Source organism: Neobacillus cucumis, assembly GCF_016908975.1.
In the GTDB taxonomy this organism is placed as follows: domain Bacteria; phylum Bacillota; class Bacilli; order Bacillales; family Cytobacillaceae; genus Neobacillus; species Neobacillus cucumis.
Window position 1 is genome coordinate 233,182 of sequence record NZ_JAFBEX010000004.1, and the last position, 26,073, is coordinate 259,254.

The following is a 26,073-nucleotide window of genomic DNA, read 5'->3' on the forward strand; positions in this document are numbered from 1 at the left end:
CTTATTTTAGCAGAATTAGATAGCGTGTACAATGAGAAAGGCGTTAGCCCCATTTAACACAATGATTCATTATCCCCAATAAACTTCATTTCGTTTTCTTCTTGTTTGCCAGGTAGGGACTGCATTTCTAGAGATTCCTTTAACTCGGCTCTATTATAACTGATGGTTTATTCGCTATGTTTGTAAAATAAACGGGAAAATTCCGTTTAAATTGGGAAATACCCATATTTCCTTTAAAATAAAGGAAGTTTTTCCGTTTATATTATCCAAATCTTTTGATTTTGTCTTATTTAGAGCAGTTAAGCGGAATTTCTCCGCTTATATTTGCTTCTAACCCTTCTCTTTATACAATAGCCGGAAATTCTCCGCCTATGAATTCTCATAGTTATACGAAAATCAACTATAAATAATAACAGAGAATTATTGAAAAATAGCACAATTTTTAACAGTAGGTTTAGAAAATAAAATTGCAATCCCAATCAGCAAGTACATAAATCATTTTACATTATTTTTATAATACTGAAACAACGCCTTTCGGTTAAAACCTCACAAACGACTTTAAATCATAGAAAATAGACCATTCCGATTAGGCGAAATGGTCTGAGATTTTTTTTATTTTGGGTATAACTCCCCGTGAAGAGAACCCGTTACTAAAAAATGTTCCTTCATATTATTTATTTCTCCGTTTCCGGCTCTTGGACTTCGGTACGTTATCGTAAAATTTACGTTTGTTTTTCGATTTGCTGCCTCCGCCTTGACCGCCACCAGATTCAGACCTTTGACCATTTCGGCTGCGTCCTCCTTGCTTGCCTTCGCCTTGCTGCTTATTTCGACGCGGCTTACGAGTATCGCTGCCAGTGCTAAAGACTCTCGTTGTGTCCGATCTTTCTCGGCGGGTTCCCTTCATGCCGACAATTTCAAAATCAATCGAACGCTCGTCTTTATTTACTTTTACCACACGAACGGTAATTTCATCACCAATTCGGAATACATTTCCCGTGCGCTCGCCAATCATTGCATAATGACGCTCGTCAAACCGATAATAATCATCTGTCATGTAGCTGACATGAACAAGACCTTCAATCGTGTTTGGCAGTTCCACAAACATTCCGAAGTTTGTCACGGAGCTGATAATGCCATCATATTCGACGCCAATCTTATCTTCCATATACTCCGCTTTCTTCAATTCATCCGTTTCACGCTCCGCATCAACGGCACGGCGCTCCATTTTCGAAGAATGCTCGGCAATCTCAGGTAAGCGGGCATTCCATTTTTCCTGCGTGGTCGAATCGATTTTTCCTTCAATTAAGTAGGTACGGATTAAGCGATGGACAATCGTATCCGGATAACGACGAATCGGCGAGGTGAAATGAGTGTAAAACTCAGTCGATAAGCCAAAGTGTCCAAGACTCTCAGGATAATATTTTGCCTGCTGCATCGAACGGAGCATGACTGTCGAAATCACCATTTCTTCTGGTTTGCCTTGCACCTCTTCAATAATTTCCTGCAGTGCACGTGGATGAACATCGTTAGCCGTTCCTTTTACGATATAACCAAAATTCGTGATAAACTCGAAAAACCTTCGTAATTTATCTTCCTTTGGATCCTCGTGAATACGGTAAATAAACGGAACTTCCATCCAGTGAAAATGCTCCGCTACCGTTTCATTCGCTGCTAACATAAATTCTTCTATTAACCGTTCCGCAACAGAACGTTCCCGTAAGACAACATCTGTTGGTTTTCCTTCATCATCGACTAAAACCTTTGATTCTTTAAAATCGAAATCGATGGCACCGCGCTTCATTCGTTTGTTTCTAAGAACTTCTGCAAGTTCTTCCATTAATTCAAACATTGGTACAAGCGATTCATACCTGGCACGTGTTTCTTCATCTTTGTCCGTGAGAATCCGATTGACATCATAGTAAGTCATCCGCTCAGTTGTTTTAATCACACTTTGAAAAATTTCATGTGAAACAACGGTACCTTCTGATGAAATTTCCATTTCACATGACAATACAAGGCGATCTACCTTAGGATTTAAGGAGCAAATTCCATTGGAGAGGCGGTGTGGGATCATCGGAATGACTCGGTCTACTAAATAAACACTTGTGGCCCGGTCCTCTGCTTCCACGTCAATCGGTGTACCCTCTTTAACGTAATAGCTGACATCGGCAATGTGTACGCCCAGCTTATAGTTGCCGTTTTCTAATTTTGTAACGGTAACCGCATCATCTAAGTCCTTGGCGTCTGCACCATCAATCGTCACGATTGTCTCGTTCCTTAAGTCACGGCGATTGGCTAGTTCACTTTCATCAATTGTATCAGGTGTCTCATTGGCTTGGTTTAATACATCATCAGGAAAGGCCATTGGCAGTCCGTGCTTATGTATGACTGAGAGAATGTCTACACCTGGGTCATTTTTATGCCCAAGTACTTGAATTATTTCTCCTTCGGCACTTTTTCGACCATCAGGGTACGTAACAAGTTTTACGACCACTTTATGTCCTTCTACTGCTCCTTTAGATGCATTCTTCGGAATAAAGATATCGTTGGCAAACTTTTTATCATCTGGTATGACAAAACCAAAACTTTTGCTCTCGACATAGGTCCCCACGATTTGTTGAACACCGCGTTCAATAATCCGAATAATGCTTCCTTCACGGCGAGTACCAGATGTTTCTGAAGATACACGCGCAAGGACTGTATCTCCATGCATAGCCGTGTTCGTTTCATTCGGCGGGATAAAAATATCATCCATACCTGGTTCATCTGGTACCACAAATGCAAATCCTTTGGCATGGCCAATTAATTTACCTCGGATTAAGTTCATTTTTTGCGGCAGTCCGTAACGGTTGCTGCGCGTGCGTACCACTAGACCCTTTTCTTCCATTTGGACAAGAGCTTTGACAAATTCTTTAAAATCGCCGGAGTCTCTTATCCCAAATGCCTCTTCAAGCTCTTGTACCGTTAGTGGTTTATAGGCTTCATCTTTCATATATTGCAAAAGCTTATTAATGTGCTTTTGAATGTTATCTTCCATTCAATTCCCTCCTTTTGTGGGTGTTTTTTATTCGTGCCAATTGAGTTTTTCCAAAAAGGCATATACATCCTCGTGCAGCTGCTCCCGCTCTTTATCAAGTGTAATCACGTGACCAGATTCTTCATACCATTTAATTTCCTTTTCGGTCGATTCGATATTGTTATAGATGATATTTGCACTTTCGGTATTAATCATGTTGTCATGGCGGGCCTGAACAACGAATGTAGGAGCATAAACCATATCTACATTTTCACGAACGTCGGCAATTAATTGCTGTAGTGCCTTTAATGTTTTCATCGGTGATTTTTGGAATTCTTTCATTTCTTCTTCGATTTGCTCAGTTGGTTTTCCTTCATATCTTTTATATTCGCGAGCATATTCGAGAATTCCTTGGTACATGACCTCTTCACTTTTGATAAACATGGGGGCACACATCGGTATAATGGCTTTTATAGGTACAGTGTATCCCAATTTCAAAGAAAATACGCCGCCAAGTGAAAGACCAGCGACTGCAATTTCATCATGTCCTTTATTTTTTAAAAATTGATAGCCATTTATGACGTCCTGCCACCAATCTTCAGGACCTGTATGGACGAGTTCTTCCGGCGGTACGCCGTGTCCTTTATAGTGCGGGGCATGGCAGGTATACCCCTTTTTTTCTAGGAATCGGCCCAGCATCCGGACATCGGCTGAGTTGCCAGTGAATCCGTGCAGCAGCAAGACGGCTCGTTTTCCTCCTTCAAAAGTAAATGGTTTCGGTGGTGCTACTTTCATCTTAAAAACTCCTTTGAATTCTATTGCTTCTATTAGTTTAAGCATTAAAAGAGGTAACATTCCAGAAAAAAGGCTTGTGTGAGGGGATTTAGTAGATTTAAACGAAGAAAGAGTTTGGTTCAAACACTTAGCTGTTTTGGGATTCCGCCGACTTTTGGGATATTTCCGCTTACTTGAACAGTAATGCGCCGAAATTTGAATTAATTTCCACCGACCTTTGGATTAATTCCGCCGAATTTAAAAATAATTCCTCCGAACTCAGCTTTTCATATCCCATCCTAAAAAAACAAAAAACCTAACGATGGTCGCCAGGTTTGTATGTTTATATTTTAAAATAAGAAACTGCTAGGGCAAGTAAGAAAAATAATACCGATAAGACAATCGTAATACGATGCAGAATCAAGTCAATTCCCCGTGCCTTTTGCTTGCCGAATAATGTTTCCGCACCGCCAGAAATCGCACCAGATAAGCCTGCGCTCTTGCCTGATTGTAGTAAAACTACCGCAATCAACGCAATACTGACAATTACTAATAATGTTACAACCAATGCATGCATGTAAGCCACCTCCTGTTAGACGTACAGTTCACAGTATATTAAATTTACCATACTCTCGTCCTTTAGACAATAGTCGTAATTGTGACAGCCGCCCTTAGACAGTAAAAACCTCCAGACTCATAGCCTGGAGGTTTTATAAAGAAGAATTACTTCTTTAAGTTATAGAAAGACTTAAGTCCGTTGTATTGAGCTGTTTCAGCCAATTGGTCTTCGATGCGAAGTAATTGGTTGTATTTTGCCACACGGTCAGTACGTGATGGAGCACCAGTCTTGATTTGACCAGCATTTGTTGCAACTGCGATGTCAGCGATAGTGCTGTCTTCAGTTTCACCAGAACGGTGAGAGATAACAGCTGTGTAACCTGCACGCTTAGCCATTTCGATTGCATCAAAAGTTTCAGTTAATGTACCGATTTGGTTAACTTTGATAAGGATAGAGTTGCCGATTGATTTTTCAATACCTTCAGCAAGTTTCTTAGTGTTAGTTACGAATAAATCGTCACCCACTAATTGAACTCTCTTACCAATACGTTCAGTTAATAGCTTGTGACCTTCCCAGTCGTTTTCATCTAAACCGTCTTCGATTGAGATGATTGGGTATTTAGAAGTAAGTTCTTCGTACCAATCAACCATTTCTGCAGATGTTTTAACAACACCTTCACCAGAAAGATGGTATTTGCCGTCTTCTTTATTGTAGAACTCAGAAGATGCAGCATCCATTGCTAAGAATACATCTTGACCAGGCTTAAAGCCAGCTTTTTCAATTGCTTCTACAATAGTTTGAAGAGCTTCTTCGTTTGATCCTAGGTTTGGAGCAAATCCACCTTCGTCACCAACAGCAGTGTTAAGGCCTTTGCCTTTAAGTACTGATTTTAAAGTGTGGAAAATTTCTGCGCCCATGCGAAGTGCTTCTTTGAAGTTAGGAGCACCAATAGGCATGATCATGAATTCTTGAATATCAACGTTGTTATCAGCATGTTCTCCACCGTTAACGATGTTCATCATTGGAACTGGAAGTTGCTTCGCGTTGAATCCGCCAAGGTATTGATATAAAGGTACACCAAGGTAGTCAGCAGCAGCACGAGCTACAGCAAGAGAAACACCAAGGATTGCGTTTGCACCTAGTTTACCTTTGTTTTCAGTACCGTCTAATTCGATCAATGCACGGTCTACTGCCACTTGATCAAGAACGCTTAATTCTTCTTGTACTAAGTGTGGAGCAATGATTGTGTTTACATTCTCAACAGCTTTAAGAACACCTTTACCAAGGTAACGTTCTTTATCGCCATCACGTAGTTCAACTGCTTCGTATTCACCAGTTGAAGCACCACTTGGAACTAAAGCGCGGCCGAATGCGCCAGAATCAGTTGTTACTTCTACTTCAATTGTTGGGTTACCGCGGGAATCTAATACTTCACGAGCGTATACATCTAAAATATATGGCATATCATTTCTCTCCTTAAGAAAAATTATTTTTTAATTATGGTTGATCCAGTCATTTCAGCTGGTTGTTGAACTTTTAATAAATCCAACATGGTTGGAGCTAAGTCGCCAAGAATACCGCCATCACGTAATTCAATACCCTGTTTTGTTACAATCACTGGTACTGGGTTCGTGGTGTGAGCTGTCATTGGCTCACCTTCAAGTGTTACCACTTCGTCGGCATTACCATGGTCAGCAGTGATGATGGCAGAACCGCCTTTTTCAAGGATTAAATCCACAATTTTACCTAAACATTCATCAACTGTTTCAATCGCTTTAACAGTAGGTTCTAGCATTCCTGAGTGACCTACCATGTCTGGGTTAGCAAAGTTTAAGATAATAGCATCAAACTTATCATTCTGAATTTCATTGATTAAGGCATCTGTTACTTCATAAGCACTCATTTCAGGTTTGAGGTCATAAGTAGCAACCTTTGGAGAATTGATCAGGATGCGTTCTTCTCCAGGGAATTTTGCCTCACGTCCGCCGCTCATAAAGAAGGTAACATGCGGATATTTTTCCGTTTCCGCAATTCGTAACTGCTTTAAATTATTTTGTGACAAGACTTCACCTAAAGTGTTATCAAGGTTTGTTGGCTTAAACGCCACATAACCATCAACTGATTCACTGAAGTGTGTTAAGCAGACAAAGAATAAGTTCTTTGGATGCTTCGGCCCGCGGTCAAAGTCGCGGAAATCTTCATTTGTAAATGTATTAGAGATCTGAATCGCACGGTCAGGACGGAAGTTATAAAAAATAACAGCGTCATTATCTTGAATGGTAGCCACCGGTTGACCATCTTCTTTTGTAATCACAGATGGGATGACGAATTCATCAAAGATCCCGTGCTCATATGAATCCTTTACAACATCTAATGGGTTGTTGTAAGCTGGACCTTCGCCATAAACCATCGAGCGGTAAGATTTTTCCACACGCTCCCAGCGCTTATCACGGTCCATCGAATAATAACGACCAGAAATCGTTGCGAATTCACCAACACCATACTCTTTCATTTTGTCCAGTGTTTGTTGAATATATGTTTCTGCGGTTTTTGGACCTACATCACGTCCATCCAAGAATGCATGTACATATACCTTTTCCACGCCTTCTTCTTGGGCAAGCTTAAGGAGCGCAAACATATGTTGAATATGACTATGAACGCCCCCGTCAGATAATAAGCCTAATAAATGAAGGGCAGTGCCATTCTTTTTCACATGCTCCATTGCGCCTGTAAAGGTTTCATTTTTTTCAAATTCGCCTTCACGAATCGCAATATTTACACGCGTTAAACTTTGGTACACAATCCGGCCAGCACCGATATTTAAGTGGCCAACCTCTGAGTTACCCATTTGACCTTCCGGAAGACCAACGGCCTCACCAGATGCGGTTAAATGCGAATGAGGATAAGTCTCCCAAAAGCGGTCAAAGTTTGGCTTTTTGGCATGTGCCACCGCATTTCCTTTTGTTTCGCTTCTGCATCCAAAACCATCAAGGATGATCAGCGCAACTGGAGATTTACTCATACTGACCTGCCTCCAGTAGCTTTAAGAATGATTGTGCTTCAAGGCTTGCTCCGCCTACTAACGCACCATCAATATCTGGCTGTGCCATGTATTCTTTAATGTTTTCTGGTTTTACACTGCCGCCGTACTGAATACGTACTGCATCGGCAACATCTTGAGAGAATTGCTTTGCAACAACTTCACGGATATGAGCACATACTTCATTTGCATCAGATGATGTTGAAGATTTGCCTGTGCCAATTGCCCAGATTGGTTCGTAAGCAATAACGGATTGCTTCACTTGCTCATCTGTCAAACCAGCAAGAGCCTTCGCTACTTGATCACCAACTAATTGATTGGTTTGACCACTCTCACGCTGCTCAAGTGTTTCACCACAGCAGATGATTGGAGTTAAGTTATATTTAAACGCTGCTAGAGCTTTTTGGTTAACAGTTTCATCTGTTTCATTGAACATTTCACGGCGCTCAGAGTGTCCGATAATCACATATTGAACACCAAGGTCTGCGATCGCTTTCGGGCTGATTTCGCCTGTGAATGCTCCGCTTTCTTCAAAGTGCATATTTTGAGCACCAATTTCTACGTTTGTACCCTCGGTTACTTCTACAAGAGTTTGTAAAAATAGAGCTGGTGCACAGATGACAGAATCCATTTTGTCAGAAGCTGGTACTAGTCCTTTTACTTCTTCTGCAAAACTCTTTGCTTCAGAAAGAGTTTTGTTCATTTTCCAGTTTCCTGCAATGATTGGTTTACGCATGGTGGCACATCCTTTCATCTTACTATTTGTTAATATATATCGAAAAATTGTTAATATCTAGTTGATTTTTGTTAATAAATTGAAAAGTTTGTTAATAACTGTCTAAATTTTGTTAATATCCGTTTAAACAGACTTATTTATCGTTTAACGCAACAACGCCAGGAAGTGCTTTACCTTCCATAAACTCAAGTGACGCACCGCCACCAGTTGAAATATGGCTCATTTTGTTTGCTAAATCGAACTTTTCAACTGCTGCTGCAGAGTCTCCGCCGCCAATGACAGAATATGTACCTTCTGATTGAGCAAGTGCTTCAGCCACAGCTTTTGTACCACCAGCAAACTTGTCAATTTCGAATACACCCATAGGTCCATTCCAAATAACTAGCTTCGAGTTTTTGATGACATCACTGTAAATTTCTCTTGTTTTTGGTCCGATATCAAGTGCTTCCCAATCAGCTGGAATTTCTTCGATTGAAACCACTTTTGAATTGGCATCTGCTGAGAAATCATCAGCAACAACTACATCAACCGGCATAAGGAAGTTAACACCTTTTTGTTTTGCTTTTTCAATGAAAGAATTAGCAAGATCAAGTTTATCCGCTTCTAACAGTGATTTACCAACTTCATGACCTTGGGCTTTCACAAATGTATAAGCTAAACCGCCGCCAATAATGAGGTTGTCAACTAATTCTAGAAGGTTCTCAATAACACCGATTTTATCCTTTACCTTAGCACCACCGATGATCGCTGTAAAAGGACGTTCAGGATTAGAAAGAGCTTTACCAAGAACATCAAGTTCTTTTTCCATTAAAAAGCCGGAAACAGCTGGTAAGTAGTGAGCAATACCTTCAGTTGAAGCATGGGCACGGTGTGCTGCACCGAATGCATCATTTACATATACATCTGCAAGTTCAGCAAAGTTTTTAGCTAATTCAGCATCGTTCTTTTCTTCTCCAGGATAGAAGCGAACATTTTCAAGTAGAAGAACGTCGCCTTCATTCATGGTATCAATGATCGCTTTAACAGAATCCCCATATGCTTCGTCAGCTTTCTTCACTTCTTTACCTAGAATCTCAGAAAGTCTTACACCAACTGGAGTCAGGCGCATTTCTTCTACTACTTGACCTTTCGGACGGCCGAAATGGCTTGCTAAGATTACTTTTGCCCCTTGTTCTACTAAGTATTGAATTGTTGGAACTGCTGCACGAATCCGTGTTTCATCTGTAATTTTTCCATCTTGCATTGGAACGTTAAAATCAACGCGGCAAAAAACGCGTTTGCCTTTTACATCGATATCCTTAAGTGTTTTCTTGTTCATGTGTAAAGGACCTCCATTATGCGCGGTGTCATGACAACCGCTCGAATATTGTCGAAAGCTCATAAATCAAACAAAAAAGGAGGGGGAATCTTCCCCGCTCCCCTTTGGAAAACATTAAATTATTTAATCTTAAGGATTAAAGTCCTTTTGAAGCGATGTAATCGCAAAGGTCTACAACGCGGTTAGAGTAACCAACTTCGTTGTCATACCAAGATAATACTTTAACCATGCTTCCTTCAAGAACCATTGTTGATAATGCGTCGATTGTTGAAGAAACAGTTGCTCCATTGTAGTCAGTAGAAACTAATGGAAGATCGCTGTATGCAAGGATGCCTTTTAATGGACCTTCAGCAGCTGCTTTTAATGCTTCGTTCACTTCATCAGCTGTAACGTCTCTTTCTAATTCTGCTACTAAGTCAACAACTGAAACGTTTGGAGTTGGAACACGCATTGCCATACCGTTTAATTTACCTTTTAATTCAGGCAATACAAGCGCAACAGCTTTAGCAGCACCAGTTGAAGTTGGGATCATGTTTTCTGCAGCTGCACGTGCACGACGATAGTCTTTGTGTGGTAAGTCAAGGATTTGTTGGTCATTTGTATATGAGTGAACAGTTGTCATCATACCACGCTTGATTCCGAATGTATCGTTCAATACTTTTGCAAATGGAGCTAAGCAGTTTGTAGTACAAGATGCGTTTGAAAGTACATGGTGGTTAGCTGCATCGTATTTGTCTTCGTTAACACCCATAACAATTGTGATATCTTCATTGTCTGCTGGAGCAGAGATGATAACTTTTTTAGCGCCTGCTTCAAGGTGTTTCGCAGCATCTTCACGCTTTGTGAAACGGCCAGTTGATTCAACAACAACTTCTACACCAAGGTCGCCCCAGCCAAGTTGTGCAGGATCGCGTTCAGCGATAACTTTTACTTTGTGGCTGCCGATTACTAGGTATTCACCATCAACTGTTACGTCTTCTGCAAGAGTTCCGTGTACAGTATCATATTTTAAAAGGTGAGCAAGCATTTTTGCATCAGTTAAGTCGTTGATTGCAACAACTTCCACATTGCTATTTTTTAAAGCCGCACGGAATACGTTACGACCAATACGTCCAAATCCATTAATACCAACTTTTACTGTCATGATATAAATTTCCTCCTTTGTTTGGGTGAAGATATATTTTTGAAAAGGAATTATCCTTTCAATAACCGTTTTGCCACACCTTCATCCGTTATTAAAATCGTCGATGTGGGTGCTTGTTTTAAATACGCCTTGATTGCTTTTGCCTTGGATTCCCCGCCTGCAACTGCAATGACGTTTGGGATATGCTCAAGATCTTCTAGTTGAAGTCCAATCGTTACTACCTTATGAACGATCTCGCCTTCTTCATTAAAATAATACCCAAAAGACTCGCCGACAGCCTTCCCCTCTTCAAGTTTGTTCTTAATATTAGGGTTGGTTTTTCGCCGCTCAGCCATTGTCATAGCATCTCCAATACCATGAAGAACCATGCTGGCTGATTGAATTAAAGTTAAGACCTCGTGGATATCGGGCTCTTTAATCAGGGACTCGTAAATTTCCGGGCTGACCTGATCTGGTACATATAAAACTCGATGCTTGGAATCAGTGTTGTGTGCCATATTCGAGCAAATCGTGTTTGCCTGATTATGAACATCTTCACCAACCCCTCCACGTGCCGGAACAAATAGCAATTCCTTACTCGTTAAATCGGGTGTCAGTCTTTCAGCAACCGCAGCCATTGTAGAACCACCAGTCACAGCGATGATATTTTTCCCGCTTAGAAGCTTTTTCATGCAAATAGCAGTCGCTTTGCCAAGTTCACCTTTGACCATTGGCGATTCGTCCGTATCACCCGGGACGATGATCACCTTTTTAATGCCAAGCCGGTGTTTTAATTCTAATTCCATGACGTCTATACCCTTTAGCTCACGCATTAAACCTTCTAAATCTTCAAGTAAATTTTTCCCTTCAGAGGTTAAACTCATTCCAATATTATTGGTATGGATAAGATTCTGCTCTTTAAGGAAATCTACCTCGCTACGAAGTATTCTTTCGGTAAGCCCTAGGCTGACAGCTAAGCTCCTTCTTCCTACTGGTTGCATGTATCCTATGTATCGTAAAATCGTGTGCCGCTTCTGCAGGACTTGAAGGAGATCGGGTAATAATCTTTTTTGAATATCAATAAATGACTGCATGAACTGCATGCTCCTTTATTATATGTAGTTGGTCGTAAAATGTCCACCTTAGACATATTATGTCCCACCTACACGAAAAAAAATTACCCCTGTTCACGAATTTTATTGTAACAGGAGTAAAAATAGATTTCAACTTATTTACTTGAGTTTTTTTCGCGCAAACGATTACATATGTCCATTTTGTCAACATACCCAAACCCTACTTCTACTCCGTCTAAATGGACTACAGGAATCATAAGACCATAGAGCTCTGTTAATTCATCGCTCGTTTCAATATCTGTTTCTTCGTAGTGAAACTTCCACTCTTCCTGTAATTCTAGAATAGAGGTTTTCGCTTTTTCACAAAGCGGGCAGCGTTGTCTGGTATATAGCGTGATTTTATGCATATCGAGTTCCCTTTCTATTTAAACCGTTTCCGTTTAGAGGATGAAGCTATTCCAAGTTGCTCTCGATATTTAGCCACCGTTCTTCGTGATACGAGAATTCCCTTTTGTTCCTTTAATCTCTCCGCTATCTCCTGATCTGACAGCGGTTTTTCCTTATTTTCATGAGCAACGAATGTACTGATCTCCGTTTTCACTTGGGCAGAGGAAGTACTCTCCTCTGCAGAGACGGTTTGAATCGTAGTAGTAAAAAAAGTTTTAAGCGGCAAAGTTCCGATTGGGGTTTGCACAAACTTTTCCCGGACAGCCCGGCTGACTGTCGATTCATGAACTTCAAGTTCGTTTGCTATTTCCTTCATCGTCATCGGTACGAGAGATTGTTTCCCCTTTTGAAAAAAAGCGGGTTGTTTTTCAACTATTTTTGCGACGACTTTTGTAAGGGTTTCTTTCCGTTGCTCAATACTTTTTACAATCCATTGGTAGTCCTGGACTTTATCGTGTAAAAAACGACTGACTTGCTGATTCTGATTTTGGAACTTTTGATAATAATGCTCATTAAAACGAATCCGAGGCAGGGATTCATCCGGCATTCGAATGATGAGTCCTTCATTTGTTTGCTCAATCATTGCATCCGGAATAATATAGGTGGTCGGCTCATACAAAAGCATAGCACCAGGTTTTGGGTTTAGCTGCTGAATGTCATCAAACACATCCTGCAGCTCTTTCATACTTACGCCTAATTGTTTGGCGATTGGTTTCCATTTCTTTTCAGCAAATGGGATAAAGTATTCTGATAGAATAGTTTGTGCCAGTTCATTGTTTGGATTTTGATAATAAGCTTGGATGAGCAGGCATTCTTGCAAATTTCTTGCCCCAATCCCAGCCGGCTCAAGGGTTTGAATGATGGCAAGGGAATCTTCAACAATTTCTTGCTCAACCTGCAATTTTTGAGCCATTTCAAACAGATCACCAAAAAAGTAACCGTTTTCATCCAAGTTTTTTATTAAATGCCGAATCACTTTCAATTGTTCGACTGTGAGATTTGCAATGTTTAGTTGAGAGAGTAAGTGTTCCTCTAGTGAAAATGGTTTGTCTGCAATTTGTTCAATCCAATCTCTCTCAGTCTTTTGACGTTTCCGCACGTGACGGTCAATTAGGGGATTCATCGGTTTGACATTCACATTATCAATTTTAAGCAAAGGATTTTCTAATGCCTTATCCTCTAAAAACGCCGTCAGTTCCTGTGCAGAATACTGAAGCAATGCAATTGCCTGTGACAGCTCTTGTGTCATGGCTAGTTTTAATGTTTGCTGCTGCCATAAACCCGCTTTTAAATCCATCTACCTCACCCCTCCTTTCCCTATTTTACACGATGATGGGGAATTGGTGTGAATTTTCGAAAGAAAAAACCAGTGCCAAACACTGGTTTTTTTCCATTGAAGTTAGTTAGATTCTCAATCTATCAAAATCTTGACATCGACGTCAACCGTTAAGGTTTGAGCTGACGCTCCCGTGTAGACCACTATAGCCGGAACTATGTCTCGATAATCACGACCATGACCTATTTTCACGTAGCGCCAATTGACCATCCCATTATTAGTTGGGTCGTACCAAAAACATTTCCATCCTCCTAGAACATTTATTATATGACATCGTTACATCCTTCACATATCATTTTATGAATATCGGTTTGTATGAAAATGTGAATTTAATTGCCCTTTAATCATCTGATGTTTTTCCTTTTTGACTATATCTTTGCGAATTTCATGCGTCTGTACACCGTCTTCAATTTTTTCGGCTATCTCCATCAGTCTTTCAATATCGGAGAAGGAGTACTTACGAGTCCCTGAGGGAGTCCGGTCTGGGAAGATCAATTTGCGCATCTCATAATAACGGATCTTCCGGTTGGATAGACCTGTTATCTCTGTGACCGTTCCTATTCCTATCACCTTTTTTTCACGATATGATTGACTATTGTCCACCAATATACCCTCCTATCAAAGTTCATTAAAAATGTTATATTTCCTAACATACATATATAGTAAATGAACCGTTTTTAGCGTTATTTAATAATAAATACAAGTTAAAAATTCAGAATATTTCTTTATGTTAACTATTCTAACATGAACTGTAAGGAAATCAACACAAAAATTGACAATCAAACTCCCAGTTTGTGTTTGATAAAATTTCAATCAACCAAACAATTGTAAAAAAAATAATATTATGAATAAGATCGGCAGGAATTCGGAAACTCACTATGTTGGAAGATCTAAACATGATAAACAAAGGGTTTTTGTCATATAGAGGGAAAATTAGGGGATAATTGACAATCGCTTACATTTAAATAACTAGCTTGTTCTATTTCTATATTAATATTTTAACGCTGCCGTTTTTTTATTTTCTTAAAATAATCATTTTTTTCTTTTTTTATTTTGAGATTTAAAAATGGGCAAAAAAAATCACTACGTTTTCGGGAACGTAGTGATTTTTTCATACTATTGACGCGCTCGGAGGGAATCGAACCCCCATTTTAAGAACCGGAATCTTACGTGCTATCCGTTGCACCACGAGCGCATAATTATTAGCGACTTTTATATTATATGCTAATTTCACTTTGATTGCAAGTGGTGTTTAGGTTTTAAATTTAACAGAAATGGTTATGCTGTTGTTGGGAAAGTTGTCGAACAAATTAAAGTCAAAGTGTTTGACCTTTATTGACCATCAGTGTATGATACTATTACATAAGCTTTTACCTTTTCTAATCAAAGGAGGAAGAAAAATGAATTTGATTCCTACAGTTATTGAACAAACTAATCGTGGCGAGAGAGCCTATGACATTTACTCCCGTCTATTAAAAGACCGGATTATTATGCTAGGAAGCGCAATCGATGACAATGTGGCAAACAGCATTGTGGCCCAATTATTATTCCTTGAAGCGGAAAACCCTGAAAAAGATATTACCCTTTATATCAACAGCCCTGGCGGAAGCATTACAGCCGGAATGGCGATCTATGATACAATGCAGTATATTAAAGCAGATGTATCCACGGTATGTATCGGAATGGCGGCTTCAATGGGAGCATTCTTACTTTCTGCCGGTCAGCCTGGCAAACGTTTTGCTCTTCCAAATGCGGAAGTGATGATCCACCAACCGCTAGGCGGAGCACAAGGTCAAGCAACGGAAATCGAAATTGCTGCAAAACGCATTTTGTTCCTTCGCGAGAAATTAAATGGTATCTTGGCAGAGCGTACAGGTCAGCCGCTTGAAGTGATTCAACGCGACACAGACCGCGATAATTTCATGACTGCTGAAAGAGCCAAAGAATATGGCTTAATTGATAGCATTATCACACGTAAGCCTACTGACCTTGAAAAAAAATAATCGATTAGAGCAACCGACATCCGTTGGTTGCTTTTTTGGTTTTAATAAACAAACTTTTTTGACCGTATGACCCATATCGGGCAAATAATATCCCTTTTCATGGACAAGAAAATCCATACTTTTCCTTTCTCTGTCTATGAACCACCCTTTCATGAGCAAGAGAAGTCAAAGTTCGGACAGCTCAAGCTAGAAATCACGCAGTGCTGTCCGAAGTCACGCCAAGATTGGACAGCTCAAGCTAGAAATCATGCAGTGCTGTCCGAAGTCATGCCCAGTTCGGACAGCTCAAGCCACATATCATGCAGTGCTGTCCGAAGTCATGCCAAATTCGGACAGCTCAAGCCAGATATCACGCGGAGATGTCCGAAGTCATGCCCAGTTCGGACAGCTCAAGCTAGAAATCATGCAGAGCTGTCCGAAGTCACGCCCAGTTCGGACAGCTCAAGCCAAAATTCATGCGGAGATGTCCGAAGATAATTATAGTTTTACAATTAAGTTGACTTGACTCATATTTTTCCTTTTTCTGTACATGCCCCTCCTTTCATGGACAAGGGAAGCCATACTTTTCAATTCCTGTCCATGAACCACCCTTTCATGGACAAGAGAAGCCATATTTTTCCGTTCTCGGGCAATGGAACCTTATACAGAAAAACAAATAATCCCAAAATAAAAAAAAGGATTCAGCCCTGGCTGAATCCTTTTAATCTTACTGTTCTTTTGCAATAAAATCAGACAATGCTACGATGGCTTTATCTTCATCATCGCCGTCCGCGATTATATTAATCACAACTCCTGAACCTACAGCAAGGCTCATCAAGCCCATAATACTTTTGGCATTCACTTTTTTTCCGTCTTTCTCAAGAAAAACATCTGCGGAAAAGCGATTGGCTTCTTGCACGAATAGGGCTGCAGGACGTGCTTGAAGACCTGATTTCAATTTTACTTCTACTTCTTTCACCAACATAATTACTTCCTCCTCAGTTTGTGTTATTATTTTTTAGTTTCTAGATAATGCTTCTCCAACACGGAGCTTATCAGCAATCTCATCTATTTTTCGTAAGCGGTGATTGATCCCCGATTTACTAATCGTTCCGCCAGATACCATTTCCCCTAATTCCTTTAAGGTGACATCCGGATACTGAACTCGCAGCTCCGCAATCTCCCTAAGCTTATCAGGTAAAACCTGCAGACCAACCGTTGAGTCGATGAAGCGGATATTTTCCACTTGTCGGATCGAAGCACCAATCGTTTTATTTAAATTAGCAGTCTCACAATTGACTAAACGGTTAACGGAATTTCGCATGTCCCTAACGATTCTTACATCCTCAAATCGAAGCAAAGCATTATGGGCACCGATAATATTGAGAAACTCGGTAATTTTTTCAGCTTCCTTTAAATAGGTAATAAAGCCTTTTTTACGCTCCAACGTTTTACTATTTAAACCAAATGTATTCATTAATTCGCATAAAGAATCATTATGTTCTTTATAAAGCGAAGAAATTTCCAAATGATAGGAAGAGGTTTCCGGATTATTAACTGAACCTCCCGCAAGAAATGCTCCGCGCAGATAAGAACGCTTACAACACTTCTTTTTGATCAAATCGGGCGATATATCATGAATGAAGGTAAATCCTTCCCCAAGAATTCTCGTATCCTCTAAAATTTCCTTAGCCCGCTCGGCTAATCGAACAATGTAAACATTGTTTTTCTTCAAGCGCATCTTCTTTCGAACTAAAAGCTCTACTTGTACTTGATAGCTTTTTTTTATTAAAGTATAAATCCTTCTGGCAATTGCCGCATTTTCCGTTTGAACATCCACAACTAACTTACGATTCGAAAAGGAAAGGGAACCGTTCATACGAATCAACGCTGATAATTCAGCAAGATTACAGCACGTTTTCACTTCCAAGTTAGTTAATTCTTTTTTAGTCTCCGAAGCGAAAGACATCCCCTCACCACCTTTATTAACGAAACTGCATTTAAAATTAAATGTAATAGTTTTTACGATTCATAACGCTTTTTAGTTTCATCTATGAGTAAATTATATAATATATTCGCTACCTTTTTCGGGTCATGCCTTAATGCCCCATTTTCCTGATAAGCAATATCCGCATGGACCACTTCAAGCCCAAGCTTTGATAACTCAGGCAAATCATATTCAACAGGGTCAGCCAATTCTTCATTATAACGAAGTTGGATATCAGGCGGAATTTCCTCATTATTGACAAGAATCGTATTAATACAGGCACCACTCATATGATCATAGATAGCTTTCACATGGTCACTAGCTGTAAAGCCATGTGTCTCCCCTGCCTGAGTCATCAGATTGCAGATATAAACCTTTTTCGCTAATGATCGGCAAACCTCATCCCCTAATTTCGGAACAAGTAAGTTTGGCAAGATACTTGTATATAAGCTGCCTGGGCCAAGAATAATTAAATCCGCTTGACGAATGGCTTGAATCGACTCTGGTAATGGACGGATACTCGTTTTGGAGGTTAGAAAAACCTTTTTAATCTTTTTCCCAGAGTAGGGAATTTTCGATTCTCCTGAAACGATGGCGCCGTCCTCCATCTCCGCATGCAGGACAACACTCTGATTTGCTGCTGGCAGCACCTTTCCACGGACATTGAGGATTTTGCTCATTTCTTGAATGGCATGAACAAAATTCCCGGTAATCGAAGTCATAGCTGCCAAGATTAAATTACCGAGCGAATGACCCGATAGTTCATTCGCTGTTTTAAAACGATGCTGAAACATCTCTTCCACGAGCGGTTCAACATCTGATAATGACGCTAACACATTGCGAATGTCGCCAGGAGGTGGAATATGCAGATTCTCACGCAAGCGGCCAGAGCTGCCACCATCATCCGCTACTGTCACAATGGCTGTAATATCAACAGGATATTGTTTTAATCCACGCAATAAAACGGGTAATCCTGTACCACCGCCAATGACGACAATGCGAGGCTGTCCTAAATCTCTCATGTTGTTTTTTCCTTTCTCCTCTCAATGTCACGATGTGAAATCACGGTTTTATAATCCTTTTGGAAAAAATGACCGATATTTTCTGCTAATGCAACGGAACGGTGCTGTCCGCCTGTACAACCAATGGCGATTACAAGTTGTGCTTTTCCTTCCCTTTTGTAATGAGGCAGCATAAAACCCAGCAAGTCCGTTACCTTATCTAAAAATTTCTGAGTTTCATTCCATTTTAATACGTAACTGTAAACATCCTCATCTAAACCTGTTTTAGGGCGCATATGCTCAATATAATGCGGGTTTGGCAAAAAGCGTACATCAAAAACAAGATCGGCATCGATGGGGATACCATATTTGAAGCCAAATGACATGACATTGACAGTAAACATTAATTGTTTATTCGTCGTAAATTCTGTTAATATTTTCTCACGTAATTCACGAGGTTTCATCTGGGAAGTATTGTAAACCAGCTGTGCTCTGCCTTTTAATTCCTCCAGAAGCTCTCGCTCGAGCGTGATTCCTTCAAGCGGCAATCCTGTTGGCGCTAGAGGATGGGTTCGTCTTGTTTCCTTATACCTGCGGACCAATGTAGCATCATCTGAATCTAAAAATAGGATTTGTGGCGTTACCCAAGATGTTTCTGCCAGCTCATCTAACCCTTTAAATAAATGATCGAAGAATTCTCTGCCGCGCAGGTCCATTACAAGAGCAACCTTATTCATTTTATTCCCCGATTCCTTCATTAGTTCTAGGAATTTCGGAAGAAGTGTAGGAGGTAAATTATCAACACAGAAGAACCCCAAATCTTCAAAGCTTTGTATTGCGACCGTTTTTCCCGCACCAGACATTCCCGTAATAATGACCATTTGGGTTTCGCTTGTCGAACCAGTACTCATGTTCCATTCCTCCTTTTTTTAACTAGGATCCAATCGATAACTAATTAACTCAAATTCACTTGTATAAGTAAACGTTCCGTAAATAATCCCTTTTCCATGAATCATGTAATCAATGATATGTAGATCACCCGCTGCCATTGGCAGACCTTTTATTTGGTCAATTGGCTGCCAAGCTAATTTGCCTTCTTCTGATTCATCTAAATCGATTCCGTCTGAATCAGTGGCTACAAAGGTAAACATCATCCATTCGGACAAAAGCTCATCGGCATCCTTCATAATCATGGTAAATATTCCTTTTAATTGTGGGTTTTTGAGATAAATTCCTGTTTCTTCACGGTACTCACGGATACAAGAATCACGAACAGACTCCCCCGGCTCCATTTTCCCACCTGGCGCCACCCACCAGCCACGGCGCGGTTTTTGCAGTAATAAGACTTGGTTATTTCTGATTAATACACAATTGGTAACCCGCTGCACTTTTTTCACCTCTTTTAAAGGGCACAAGCGTCGGTAAGACGCAAGAACAATTTTAAAATTTAGAAGAACAAGCACCATGTTAGAGCTTGTATGATCAGATCTAATTTATTCTTTTCATTATACTATTTTTGGGATACAGTCACAATGAATACAAATTTTATATTTCTGTTAATAATTAGATTCATTCTCATCATTTATTTGCACTATTTTGAAGATAGGTCAAAGGTACTTTTTAAAAAAAGTAATAATTAGAGAAAATACCTATTGTAAATGTAAGCGGTTCCATATATAATAAAAAGTGGGTCGGATGGCAAGGGTGGCCATCATGGTATCGAGCGAAGGTGGGGCTGATACTCGTATATTTTTTTGTAAGAGCTAATGAGCTCTTTTTATTTTTGTCTTTTTCCGTAATAATCAGAGCTCTGTTAAAACGCTATTGTTGATTGATATACTATGGTTGATTGGAGCGGAAGGCGCTCGACTCCTGCGGGAGTACGGGACTGGGGAGACCCCACAGACGCTTTAGCGCAGAGGAGGCTCCCCGGCACGCCCGCGGGTTTGCTGAGCGCCTGTAGCGGAAATCAACAGCCAAATTTAACAGAGCCGAAACAAAAAAAGAGCACAAGCTACTAGGCTTGTGCAAAAGGTATATATTTTTAAAGGGGGTCAATTTCCTTTATTATACAACCTTTGTGTTTCACTACTGTTACAGGAAAATGATAAAAGAATTACTTTTTTAATTTCATTTCTTCTTTTAGTTCTTCCACAAAGTGCTGAGCACTTTGAGCGGCAATACTTCCGTCTCCTGTCGCAGTTACGATTTGGCGAAGCATTTTTTCACGAATATCTCCCGCTGCAAAAATCCCAGGTACCTTTGTTACCATACGATCATTCGTCTCGATGTAGCCATTTTCGTTGGTGATGCCAAGGTTTTTGAATGGTTTGGAAAGTGGCACCATTCCGATATAGATAAATACGCCATCTGCAGGTAATTCCTGTTCTTCACCGTTTTGTGTGGAAACAAGTGTCACACTGCCGACTTTTCCGTCTTTATCGTTAATCGATTTAATCGTGTGGTTCCAAATAAAATCAACCTTTTCGTTCGCAAAAGCACGATCCTGAAGGATTTTTTGCGCGCGAAGCTGGTCACGACGGTGAACAATGGTTACTTTAGAAGCAAAACGGGTTAAATAAACGCCCTCCTCAACAGCAGAGTCGCCGCCGCCAATAACAAAGAGTTCTTTTCCTTTAAAGAATGCCCCGTCACACACAGCACAATAAGAAACACCGCGTCCACCTAATTCTTTTTCACCTGGCACTCCGACTTTCTTATATTCAGCCCCTGTTGTAATAATGACAGAGTAGGCTTTGTATTGTTTCGAACCAGCGTTGACAATTTTGTAATCGCCATGATCTTCGATTCCTTTGATATCACCATACGCATATTCAGCACCGAATTTTTTGGCATGCTCAAACATTTTTGTTGATAATTCAGGTCCTAAAATACTTTCAAAACCAGGATAGTTTTCTACATCCTCGGTATTCGCCATCTGACCGCCCGGCATACCACGTTCAATCATAAGTGTGGAAAGGTTTGCACGAGACGTATAAACAGCAGCTGTCATCCCAGCAGGACCAGCGCCAGCAATAATTACATCATAAATTTTTTCCTCTGACATATAAATTCACTCCTGACTCGAAAAGCGGAAGCGCCTTGATCAGGGGCGACAAGCATAAGACGAGCCGGCAGGAAGGTTGTTTTTTAACCTTCATGACGGATTGGCTTAGACCAAAGAGCCCCTAGGCGCTGCAGCTAGACATTTTTTATAAAAAAAATACGATTAAGTATTAGTATTCCCACTTAATCGTATAAAACAATTGGATGATAGTCCACGAATATGCTTATTGAAGATAGTTGTTAACCAATTTTACATATTTGCCGATCGTCGCTGCAGATAAACCATACTGGTCCCCTATTTCCTGTTGGGAGATTTTTTCGCTCCGCAATTTATGCCACAAATATTCGACGGCCCCAGCCCAGGCGCGTTTATTTTTCAAATCAGCACCTTCTTTAACAACCTCAACAAAAATCGAAAACCAGAGGAGATACAACCCGGACTCAATCGTCCCAATCGGCTGATGGATTTTATAAAATAGTTCCGCCACTTCTTGGGCATCCTTTGTTTGAGACGGTTTACCCAAGCGAATCATGGAGAGATATTCTTTTTCCAGCCCCATCAACTTCTGATTTTGAAAAAGACGCTCAGAGCTAATGATTTCTTCTTTTTTACTCGAGACCGATGTTAAAAAGAGTGCAAATAACCGCTCTTCGGCATAGTCGCTATCAAGCTTTTGAAAAATCGATTCGGTTAGCTCTTCAAACCCGTTTACCGGTGATTTTTCCTCATTCCATGGTTCGGAACCTTCTTTATCAGGACTTAGCTCCAATACTTTTTTCCAAATGCTTCTTGCAAAGTTTTCAAAACCTGTATGAAAAGCAGAGTACGCGAGCCAATAATAAAAAGGTCCATCCCCATCAAAACCGTGTTTATATAATTTTTTCAGCCAAAGATATGCAAGTTCGTTTTCGCCAACTAAAGCAAATGTCGCACCCAGTTTATATTGATGCTCACTTAACAAAGGCTTGATTTTTTTCAAAACAAGGAGCAGTTCCGTTACTCTTTCTAGTTGTCCTTGATAATGGGCAAAGACCAGCTTATTACAGAGGGCGTGAAGATTGCCGGGATTGCGCTCTAATACATCCGCTAAAATCGCTTCTGCTTTTTCCACTTTTCCTAAATAAAAATAGGCTAAAGCCAGATTGTTATAGGCTGACCAATATTCCGGATATTCCTTTACCACATCTTTTAACAGCTCAATCGCCTTTGGAAAATAGCCGGATTCCAATAGTTCGCGAGCCTGTTCTTGTTTCATGATTAAATCATCTTGTTCATATAGCTCATCTTCAAATTCTTCCGCCTCCAAGGTAAGTACTTCTAATAACTCTTGGGTGTCTTCGGAAAAATCTCCATCTGGATCAAGCTGTAGATATAATTTACTATGATGATAGGCATCTTTAAAAAATCCCATATGGGCGTAGTTATTTGCTAAAAAGTAGTGGCATTCAGCCATTTCTGGATCAAGCTCTTCAAGGATTTGATGCAAGAGTCGGTTGGAATGTTCAAACTCGCCAAGTTCCGTTGAGACAATCGCCAGCTGGCATGTAATCATTGGTTCACCCGGCTCAAGCTGAATTGCCCGCCCCAGATATTTCTTGGCTTTGATAAAATCTCGTCGATGGTATGCTTTAATACCCTTCGAGAAATAATATTCTCCCGTTGGAACGAATGATACGATTTTTCCTTTTTGAATTCTTGCTTTCGCTTCTTTCACCATGAAGTCCTCCATATGTTTCAACATAACTTATGTAGTATAGCACACTTGAGATGGTTCGAGAAGAGGGGTTGTTGATGGTGTGTTAAGAAGTGAGTGCGGATTTTCACATAAATTGTTGATTAGAGCGGAAATCAACAGCCTATCCTATCAAAACAAAAAACCGAGCCCTATTAGGACCGGTCTTTGTGTCTTTCTTCTAATGTTCGTAACACTTCTTTAAATGGAAGCCCTTGTTCTACCAATAAAACCTGAAGGTGATAGAGCAAATCGGCTGCTTCCCATCTTAATTCCTCGTGATCGCGATTTTTCGCTGCAATAATAACCTCAGCTGCCTCTTCGCCGACCTTTTTCAAAATTTTATCGACACCTTTTTCAAAAAGGTAAGTGGTATACGCACCTTCTGGGCGCTCCTTTTCACGATCAATGATGACTTTTTCTAATGACTGCAGAATTTGATAATCTGCTAAGCTACTTTGACCTTCCACCACTCGTTCGGAAAAACAGCTGACCGCACCAGTGTGGCAGGCAGGTCCTTTCGGATAAACCTGAACTAATAAAGCATCCTGATCACAGTCATAATTAATGCTGGCAACCGTTTGGGTGTTTCCACTGGTCGCACCTTTATGCCATAATTCCTGACGGGAACGGCTGTAAAACCAAGTTTCCCCAGATTCAATGGTTTTTTGCAATGATTCTTCATTCATATAAGCGAGAGTTAATACTTCTTTTGTTTCAGCATCTTGAATAATTGCAGGGACGAGCCCTTTTTCATCAAATTTTACATTCATCGTATGCTCACTCCTTTTTCCCTTAAAAAGCTCTTTACTTCGTCCACAGATGTTTCCTTGTAATGGAAAATAGAGGCAGCAAGCGCCGCATCCGCTTTGCCGGCTAGAAAGGCCTCCGCAAAATGCTCAGCATTTCCTGCACCGCCAGATGCAATCACGGGAATCGTTACGGCTTCACTAACCGCTTTGGTTAATTCTAAATCAAATCCGTTTTTCTCACCATCACTGTCCATGCTAGTCAATAGGATTTCACCAGCCCCAAGCTCTGCTGCTTCGACCGCCCAATCAACGACTTTCTTCTCGGTTGCTGTCCGCCCGCCATGGGTATAAACACGCCATGTTCCAATTTCTGGATCAAACTTAGCATCGATCGCGACGACGATACATTGGGATCCAAAGTAATCGGCACCTTCTTTAATTAGCCCTGGATTTACTACTGCCGCCGTGTTCAGCGATACTTTATCGGCACCGGCGCGGAGGATTCTTTTCATATCCTCTAAGGCATTGATGCCCCCGCCAACGGTAAACGGAATCGCCAGTTCAGACGCGACTGCCTTGACGACTTCGACCATTGTTTTACGACCTTCAACAGATGCGGAAATATCAAGGAAAACTAGCTCATCCGCTCCTTGTTCATCATAAAAGCGAGCTAATTCAACAGGATCACCCGCATCACGAAGTTGGACAAATTGAATTCCTTTGACCACACGACCATCTTTTACATCAAGGCAAGGAATAATTCGTTTGGTTAATGTCACTTTACTCCCACCTCTTCTAATGCTTCCTTTAATGTAAAACGGTTTTCATAGAGGGCCTTTCCGACAATCGCACCGTTGATTCCTTTGTTTGCGATTGCTTGTAGGTCGGCAAGACTGCTGACCCCGCCGGAAGCAATGACATTTTTCCCAGTGACTTCAGCTAGCTCCCAAACTGCGTCAATATTAGGACCTGCTAATGTACCGTCTGTTGCTATATCGGTAAAAATAAACGTTTCGGCGCCTGCATCGGCAAAGCGTTTCCCCAGGTCAATGGCTTTAACTGAAGAGGTATCAAGCCAGCCATGTGTTGCCACATAACCGTTTTTTGCATCAATACCCACCGCAATTTTTGCTCCATATTTTTGAATCATTTCGATGGCAAACTCGGGATTGGAAACGGCAATACTGCCAATAATCACGCGGTCAACGCCATTTTCAAGATAATGAAGTATATCCGCTTCGGAGCGGATTCCGCCGCCAATTTGTACTTTCGCGTTTAGGTTTTGTGCAGCTTCAATCACAAATCGGTCATTGACGCGCTTGCCATCTTTGGCACCATCAAGGTCGACCATATGAATCCATTCGGCTCCCGCTTTGGCAAAGCTTTTGGCCATTGCAAACGGGGAATCCCCGTAAATGGTTTCTTTATCGTAGTCCCCTTGAAGGAGACGGACACATTTTCCGCCCCGCATATCGATTGCTGGGTAAATTGTTAAACTCATTAAACCGTCTCCCTTTCCGCAGCCATTGTTAAAAAGTTATTTAAGAGGGCCATCCCAAGTTTGCTGCTTTTTTCAGGATGAAACTGCATGCCATAAATATTCTCTCTTCCTACTACTGCTGATACTTGTTCGTGGTAGTCAGCTTTTGCCAGAAGAGCGTCGTTGCCTTTTGCATCGACAAAATAGGAATGGACGAAATATACGTAATCTTCGTCTAGCTCTTTTAATAGCGGTGATTCCTGGACAAATTCTAGTCGATTCCAGCCCATATGTGGCACCTTGTAGGTTTCACCTTCTGCTGTTGTCCCTTTAAAACGCCGAACCTTCCCCGGCAGCAGTCCTAATCCCTTCGTCGGACCGTTTTCTTCGCTTTCTTCAAACAAAAGCTGCATGCCAAGGCAGATGCCAAGCAGCGGTTTGCCTGTTGCGGCAAATTCCTTTATCGTTTCTACCTGCAAGCGGTCCATTGCATCACGAAAGGAACCTACCCCAGGAAGGATTAAAGCATCGGCACTTAGTAGTTTTTCTCGATCGGCTGAAATGAAATAGTCCGCCCCTAGCCGTTCAAGTGCTTTACTGACGCTAAAAAGGTTGCCCATTCCGTAATCCACGATTCCAATCATTTT

The 26,073-nt window shown here is 40.8% G+C and carries 25 protein-coding genes and 1 tRNA gene; 2 read left to right on the plus strand and 24 right to left on the minus strand.

Going from position 1 to position 26,073, the window contains the following annotated elements; all coding sequences use genetic code 11:
• Nucleotides 1-670 precede the first annotated feature (670 nt).
• From rnr to JOC76_RS07350, 13 genes are all read right to left on the minus strand, one after another.
• Nucleotides 671-3,040 (minus strand): ribonuclease R, encoded by a 2,370-nt coding sequence (gene rnr, locus JOC76_RS07290; protein ID WP_205176926.1) that lies wholly within the window; start codon nt 3,038-3,040, stop codon nt 671-673.
• A gap of 27 nt (nt 3,041-3,067) precedes the next feature.
• On the minus strand, nt 3,068-3,814 hold the full coding sequence (locus tag JOC76_RS07295; RefSeq protein WP_205176927.1) for an alpha/beta hydrolase: 747 nt from the start codon (nt 3,812-3,814) through the stop codon (nt 3,068-3,070).
• 322 nt (nt 3,815-4,136) lie between these two features.
• Complete coding sequence (secG, locus tag JOC76_RS07300; protein ID WP_205176928.1) at nt 4,137-4,370, minus strand: preprotein translocase subunit SecG; 234 nt, start codon at nt 4,368-4,370, stop codon at nt 4,137-4,139.
• A 146-nt stretch (nt 4,371-4,516) separates the two neighbouring features.
• The gene (eno, locus tag JOC76_RS07305) at nt 4,517-5,815 is read right to left on the minus strand and encodes a phosphopyruvate hydratase (protein ID WP_205176929.1); all 1,299 of its coding nucleotides are present in this window, start codon (nt 5,813-5,815) and stop codon (nt 4,517-4,519) included.
• A 23-nt stretch (nt 5,816-5,838) separates the two neighbouring features.
• Nucleotides 5,839-7,374 carry a 2,3-bisphosphoglycerate-independent phosphoglycerate mutase gene (gene gpmI / locus JOC76_RS07310; RefSeq protein WP_205176930.1) on the minus strand — a complete coding sequence of 512 codons (1,536 nt, stop codon included), beginning with the start codon at nt 7,372-7,374 and terminating at the stop codon, nt 5,839-5,841.
• Nucleotides 7,367-8,128 (minus strand): triose-phosphate isomerase, encoded by a 762-nt coding sequence (gene tpiA / locus JOC76_RS07315; RefSeq protein WP_205176931.1) that lies wholly within the window; start codon nt 8,126-8,128, stop codon nt 7,367-7,369. The genes gpmI and tpiA overlap by 8 nt, the downstream gene beginning before the upstream one ends.
• Nucleotides 8,129-8,261: 133 nt before the next feature.
• Complete coding sequence (locus JOC76_RS07320) at nt 8,262-9,446, minus strand: phosphoglycerate kinase (protein WP_205176932.1); 1,185 nt, start codon at nt 9,444-9,446, stop codon at nt 8,262-8,264.
• Between the two features lie 136 nt (nt 9,447-9,582).
• Entirely contained in the window at nt 9,583-10,590 is a 1,008-nt protein-coding gene (gene gap, locus JOC76_RS07325) for a type I glyceraldehyde-3-phosphate dehydrogenase (protein WP_205176933.1), read from the minus strand.
• A gap of 50 nt (nt 10,591-10,640) precedes the next feature.
• A complete protein-coding gene (locus JOC76_RS07330) occupies nt 10,641-11,663 on the minus strand; it encodes a sugar-binding transcriptional regulator (protein ID WP_205176934.1) in 1,023 nt (340 codons plus the stop codon).
• 134 nt (nt 11,664-11,797) lie between these two features.
• Nucleotides 11,798-12,049 (minus strand): glutaredoxin family protein, encoded by a 252-nt coding sequence (locus tag JOC76_RS07335; RefSeq protein WP_205176935.1) that lies wholly within the window; start codon nt 12,047-12,049, stop codon nt 11,798-11,800.
• 14 nt (nt 12,050-12,063) lie between these two features.
• A complete protein-coding gene (gene rpoN, locus JOC76_RS07340; RefSeq protein WP_205176936.1) occupies nt 12,064-13,386 on the minus strand; it encodes an RNA polymerase factor sigma-54 in 1,323 nt (440 codons plus the stop codon).
• 336 nt (nt 13,387-13,722) lie between these two features.
• Nucleotides 13,723-14,028 carry a MerR family transcriptional regulator gene (locus tag JOC76_RS07345; RefSeq protein ID WP_205176937.1) on the minus strand — a complete coding sequence of 102 codons (306 nt, stop codon included), beginning with the start codon at nt 14,026-14,028 and terminating at the stop codon, nt 13,723-13,725.
• 520 nt (nt 14,029-14,548) lie between these two features.
• Nucleotides 14,549-14,620, minus strand: a tRNA-Arg gene (locus tag JOC76_RS07350).
• Between the two features lie 205 nt (nt 14,621-14,825).
• Between JOC76_RS07350 and clpP the strand changes: the two genes are divergently transcribed.
• Together clpP and JOC76_RS07360 are read left to right on the plus strand one after the other, a co-directional pair.
• On the plus strand, nt 14,826-15,428 hold the full coding sequence (gene clpP / locus JOC76_RS07355; RefSeq protein WP_205176938.1) for an ATP-dependent Clp endopeptidase proteolytic subunit ClpP: 603 nt from the start codon (nt 14,826-14,828) through the stop codon (nt 15,426-15,428).
• Between the two features lie 99 nt (nt 15,429-15,527).
• On the plus strand, nt 15,528-15,905 hold the full coding sequence (locus JOC76_RS07360; RefSeq protein WP_205176939.1) for a hypothetical protein: 378 nt from the start codon (nt 15,528-15,530) through the stop codon (nt 15,903-15,905).
• A gap of 229 nt (nt 15,906-16,134) precedes the next feature.
• Here the strand turns inward: JOC76_RS07360 and JOC76_RS07365 are convergent, their stop codons facing one another.
• The 11 genes from JOC76_RS07365 to hisH all read right to left on the minus strand — a co-directional run bounded on the left by JOC76_RS07365 (nt 16,135) and on the right by hisH (nt 26,070).
• Nucleotides 16,135-16,392: an HPr family phosphocarrier protein gene (locus tag JOC76_RS07365; protein ID WP_205176940.1), complete on the minus strand. Its 258-nt coding sequence runs from the start codon at nt 16,390-16,392 to the stop codon at nt 16,135-16,137.
• Between the two features lie 33 nt (nt 16,393-16,425).
• A complete protein-coding gene (whiA, locus tag JOC76_RS07370; protein ID WP_205176941.1) occupies nt 16,426-17,376 on the minus strand; it encodes a DNA-binding protein WhiA in 951 nt (316 codons plus the stop codon).
• 53 nt (nt 17,377-17,429) lie between these two features.
• Nucleotides 17,430-18,416, minus strand: a complete 987-nt coding sequence (gene mgfK / locus JOC76_RS07375; RefSeq protein ID WP_205176942.1) for a gluconeogenesis morphogenetic factor MgfK — start codon at nt 18,414-18,416, stop codon at nt 17,430-17,432.
• On the minus strand, nt 18,413-19,306 hold the full coding sequence (gene rapZ, locus JOC76_RS07380; RefSeq protein ID WP_205176943.1) for an RNase adapter RapZ: 894 nt from the start codon (nt 19,304-19,306) through the stop codon (nt 18,413-18,415). The genes mgfK and rapZ overlap by 4 nt, the downstream gene beginning before the upstream one ends.
• Before the next feature lie 18 nt (nt 19,307-19,324).
• A complete protein-coding gene (locus tag JOC76_RS07385) occupies nt 19,325-19,783 on the minus strand; it encodes an NUDIX hydrolase (RefSeq protein WP_205176944.1) in 459 nt (152 codons plus the stop codon).
• 728 nt (nt 19,784-20,511) lie between these two features.
• Nucleotides 20,512-21,462: a thioredoxin-disulfide reductase gene (gene trxB, locus JOC76_RS07390; protein WP_205176945.1), complete on the minus strand. Its 951-nt coding sequence runs from the start codon at nt 21,460-21,462 to the stop codon at nt 20,512-20,514.
• Between the two features lie 223 nt (nt 21,463-21,685).
• Entirely contained in the window at nt 21,686-23,179 is a 1,494-nt protein-coding gene (locus tag JOC76_RS07395) for a tetratricopeptide repeat protein (RefSeq protein ID WP_205176946.1), read from the minus strand.
• Between the two features lie 170 nt (nt 23,180-23,349).
• Complete coding sequence (hisIE, locus tag JOC76_RS07400) at nt 23,350-23,967, minus strand: bifunctional phosphoribosyl-AMP cyclohydrolase/phosphoribosyl-ATP diphosphatase HisIE (protein WP_205176947.1); 618 nt, start codon at nt 23,965-23,967, stop codon at nt 23,350-23,352.
• Nucleotides 23,964-24,725 carry an imidazole glycerol phosphate synthase subunit HisF gene (hisF, locus tag JOC76_RS07405; RefSeq protein WP_205176948.1) on the minus strand — a complete coding sequence of 254 codons (762 nt, stop codon included), beginning with the start codon at nt 24,723-24,725 and terminating at the stop codon, nt 23,964-23,966. The genes hisIE and hisF overlap by 4 nt, the downstream gene beginning before the upstream one ends.
• The gene (hisA, locus tag JOC76_RS07410) at nt 24,722-25,447 is read right to left on the minus strand and encodes a 1-(5-phosphoribosyl)-5-[(5-phosphoribosylamino)methylideneamino]imidazole-4-carboxamide isomerase (RefSeq protein ID WP_205176949.1); all 726 of its coding nucleotides are present in this window, start codon (nt 25,445-25,447) and stop codon (nt 24,722-24,724) included. Before hisA ends, hisF begins: the two co-directional genes overlap by 4 nt.
• Nucleotides 25,447-26,070, minus strand: coding sequence for an imidazole glycerol phosphate synthase subunit HisH (hisH, locus tag JOC76_RS07415; protein WP_205176950.1), 624 nt, complete (start codon nt 26,068-26,070; stop codon nt 25,447-25,449). Before hisH ends, hisA begins: the two co-directional genes overlap by 1 nt.
• Nucleotides 26,071-26,073 lie beyond the last annotated feature (3 nt).